4 protein-coding genes are annotated in these 3,732 nt (G+C 38.6%); 1 reads left to right on the top strand and 3 read right to left on the bottom strand.

The window, feature by feature from the left end; translation table 11 throughout:
* Positions 1-498 precede the first annotated feature (498 nt).
* Complete coding sequence (mreC, locus tag ACYQ21_RS14840; RefSeq protein ID WP_460059397.1) at positions 499-1,368, bottom strand: rod shape-determining protein MreC; 870 nt, start codon at positions 1,366-1,368, stop codon at positions 499-501.
* Positions 1,369-1,515: 147 nt separating this feature from the next.
* Between mreC and ACYQ21_RS14835 the strand changes: the two genes are divergently transcribed.
* The gene (locus ACYQ21_RS14835) at positions 1,516-1,965 is read left to right on the top strand and encodes an NUDIX hydrolase (protein ID WP_460059396.1); all 450 of its coding nucleotides are present in this window, start codon (positions 1,516-1,518) and stop codon (positions 1,963-1,965) included.
* A gap of 44 nt (positions 1,966-2,009) precedes the next feature.
* Here ACYQ21_RS14835 and ACYQ21_RS14830 read toward each other — a convergent pair whose 3' ends face one another.
* Positions 2,010-2,741, bottom strand: a complete 732-nt coding sequence (locus ACYQ21_RS14830; protein WP_460059394.1) for a formate/nitrite transporter family protein — start codon at positions 2,739-2,741, stop codon at positions 2,010-2,012.
* 108 nt (positions 2,742-2,849) lie between these two features.
* Positions 2,850-3,527 (bottom strand): ribose-5-phosphate isomerase RpiA, encoded by a 678-nt coding sequence (gene rpiA / locus ACYQ21_RS14825; protein ID WP_460059392.1) that lies wholly within the window; start codon positions 3,525-3,527, stop codon positions 2,850-2,852.
* Positions 3,528-3,732: the final 205 nt, after the last annotated feature.

Below are 3,732 nucleotides of genomic sequence, written 5' to 3'. Positions count from 1 at the left end.
GAGCACAAGTCCTTGATAGCACTTGCGAAAAAATGAATTTTTCGTAGGCTTATTTAGTGTACCTTAGTTTCATAAATCTTGTAAAATAAATTTACAATTAATACTTGACTTATTACCACTAGACTTATAATTTAAATAAATCACTCTCAAAACTCCCTGTATTGATTTTTTAACCAATCAGATATAATTAACCATCTTTTCCCAACAAGCTCTTTCTCGTCTATTCTGAACTCATATACACCCCTCCACACAATACCTCACTTAAAATTTAAATATAAAGTAAAATCCACCAATTTCTCCACTGATGGATTTTATTTTGTATTTAAATAAAAAAACCACTAACTCTGTAAAATTAGTGATTTGTCTTTATTGATTATTTCCTATAAAATTTCTATATTTTTTGCCCAGAATTGCCCAGAAATCAAAAATCATTTTCAAGTTTTTACTGTACAAAGGGGTTTGAAGCACTAGCTAAAATTGAAAGGAGAAACGACTCATTTACTTCACCTCACTTAAACTGCGTTTGATGACAAAAACGAAGCGGATATTATCAAATTGACTGGCAGGCTTCACATAGACTTCGCGATCCATGCCTTTTTGATTTTTTTTCTCACCGATAATGTCTCCAATTAACAAATCGGACGGTGAATTACCGCCAAGCCCAGACGTCATAACTTGATCACCTTTGGTGAACTGATTATCCGATGAAATCTGTGTAACAATAAAGGCATTTTGCTGCGCATCATAACTTGAAATCAGGCCATAGGCTGGATCTTCAGTCGAACCAAGACGAACTGGGATTTTATTTTCCAATACTTTATCAGATGTTAAGAGTGCAACTTTAGATGTCGTCGTATTGACCTGTGCGATTCGACCGACGATACCACCATTACTCATGACAATCATATCATCTTTGAGACCGTCAGCCGTTCCTTTGTCAATAGTCATCGTATCCCCCCAAGTACTCGGATTTCGGACAATAACATTTGAGGTAACTTTTTCATAGTTTGTCAATGTATTTTGCAAGTCAAGCGCTGCTTTTAACTCTTTATTTTCAGCTTTTAAGCTATCCAATTCAGCAGCGTTATCTGTTGAACGCATTATTTTTTCGCTTAATTTCGCATTTTGCTGATAAGCCGACAGCAAATTGCCGACCTCTGTCACTTTGTTCTCGAAAAAGTTAAATGGCGCCGCAATCACACCATCTAACCCCCCAACCGTATCATTGATGACAAGTGTCATCTCTGATGGTTTCTGATTATCCTTAAAGTGACGTGCCGAAATTAACACAGCAACACAGGCTGTAATCATCATGATGAGTGCGATGATGATAATTTTACTAAGATTTATTTTTTTCAATGGTGACACTATCTCCAAGTCTGATTGAGGGACAACTCTGATTATTTGAGTGTTGCCCCATTTTTTATAACACGCTTTTATTTTCTACTGTTTTATTTTATCAAATTTTGCCGAAATTTGATAGAATAGACTATAAGAAAATTAACGGAGAAAAATATGATTCCAACTTTTGGTAAAAAAATGGACAGCAAAAACTATCAAGCACGCTACGGGGTCTATGGTATCGTAGCGCGTCAAGATAACACCGAAATTTGTCTCGTTCAAGCACCTAACGGCGCATATTTCCTACCGGGTGGCGAAATTGAATCGGGGGAAGAACATAAAAAAGCACTCATCCGTGAGTTGCATGAGGAATTAGGTGCGAAAGCTAAACTTGGCAAATTCCTCGGACAAGCTGACGAGTACTTTTATTCGTCACATCGTGATACCTACTATTATAATCCTGCCTATATCTACGAAACGGTTGGCTATGAAATATTGGGAACACCTTTAGAAGATTTCAATCATATTGATTGGTTCCCAGTTGAAACTGCCATCAAAAAATTGAAACGCGGTAGTCATAAATGGGGCGTTGCGGCTTGGCAAGATTATCTGAATACCCTATAATAAAAGACCTGTCCAACGACAAGTCTTTATTTTTTGTTTCATTTTCAGTGCTTGCGATAAGCTAAACTATAAAGTAAAGCAATCAATACCGCACCACCTACGACATTGCCCAGATAAACAGGAATGAAGTTGTTCAAGAAATCCAACCATGATGCATGGCCGACGAAAATGGCGAAGGGAATTAAAAAGCTATTGGCGACACTATGCTGGAAGCCGATGACCACAAAAGTCATGACTGGGAACCAAATCGCTAAAATTTTACCTGAAAAATCTTTAGCGCCATAGCTTAACCAGACTGCTAAGCCAACAAACCAGTTACAGCCAATCCCTGAACAAAAGGCTGTTAGAAAATTCACATCTAACTTCGTTTGCGCCACATGAAGCGCTTCTTTCAAGGCATCGCCAGTCGTTAAAGTTCCCGCTAAAACACCGAAAACATAGGCAACAAAAATCGCCCCCACAACATTAGCCAAAGTAATGACCAACCAATTTGCCAACAATTCAGATAAGGTCACACGCTTTTTGAAATAGCCAGTTGCGACAGCCATCATGTTGCCAGTAATTAATTCTCCACCGGCAAGTAGAATAACAATCAGCCCAACTGGGAAAATAGCTGCGCCAACAAAGCCACCGCCGACACGTAAATATGCCAAATAACCTAGCGAAATCATGGCGCCACCGATAAACCCTAAAATGAGCTTCGTAAGAAGTGGTTTATTGACCTTGACAATGGCAGTTGCTGCTGTTTGTTCAAGGATTTCTTCTGGAGTGTACATAAATTAAACTTAACCTTTTTCTAAATTAGCATCGTCGTTTTCACTTGTTCGTGACCTTTTTTACGACCGTTAAGCTCAATTTTACCTTAATCTGGAGCCTATTTCAAGTTATTTTGTGATGATTCTCACACCGTTATCTAAACTGCCGATAATCACTGTTTTAACCATATCATTGAAAAGACCGTGTTCAACCACACCAACCGTTTCATCTAACAATTTGGCAAGATGCACTGGATCTTCTATTTTGTCCAGATGCAAATCAATAATATGGTTCCCCATATCCGTGACTAAACGTTCACCTGCATCGTCCAGACGGAAACTCGGTTGAAAATCGAGTTTGTCAAATAAACGGTACAATTGTCCACAGCCAAATGAGACGACTTCGACTGGTAGCGGAAAAGCTCCCAAATGCTCGACCATTTTCGATTCATCTGCAATCCAAATATAGTCCTGACTATAAGTTGCCACAATTTTTTCCATCAACAGGGCGGCTCCGCCTCCTTTAATCCCTTTTAAATCCAGATCCACTTCATCTGCACCATCAACTGTTAAGTCAATCGCCTCTACTTCATCAATGTTCTTCAACGGAATTCCCAACTCACGCGCTTGCCCACTGGTCACGCTTGATGTCGTTACACCAACAATCTGAAGATTTTCTTCTGCCACTCGGCGCCCCAATTCTGCCACAAAAAAGGCGGCTGTTGATCCCGTTCCTAGTCCAACAACCATGCCATCTTCAACAAATTTTGCCGCCTCAACACCAACCATTTTTTTTAGATTATTCATACAGTCATTATAACAAAATATCCGACGTTTTTCTCTCTTATTTCGCATTTTTACGTTAGCGATTTCTAGCATTTACATTATAATCCCGAGTTTGACAGTTAAAACTAAAAAATACACCCCCAAAAGCTATTATATCAAGGGATATGATAGTTTTTTACAACTTCACACTTGTTGTAGACGGTTGGTTTTGATATAATATAAATAT

This window comes from Pseudolactococcus yaeyamensis (assembly GCF_054658615.1).
The sequence above is the reverse complement of the archived record's forward strand: the minus strand, read 5'-3'. Positions and strand labels throughout refer to the sequence as shown.

What these genes read in the sequence shown, in the direction of transcription:
- rpiA (WP_460059392.1), bottom strand. Translation starts at nt 3,527, where the DNA reads ATGAATAATCTAAAAAAAATGGTTGGTGTTGAGGCGGCAAAATTTGTT.
- ACYQ21_RS14830 (WP_460059394.1), bottom strand. Translation starts at nt 2,741, where the DNA reads ATGTACACTCCAGAAGAAATCCTTGAACAAACAGCAGCAACTGCCATT.
- ACYQ21_RS14835 (WP_460059396.1), top strand. Translation starts at nt 1,516, where the DNA reads ATGATTCCAACTTTTGGTAAAAAAATGGACAGCAAAAACTATCAAGCA.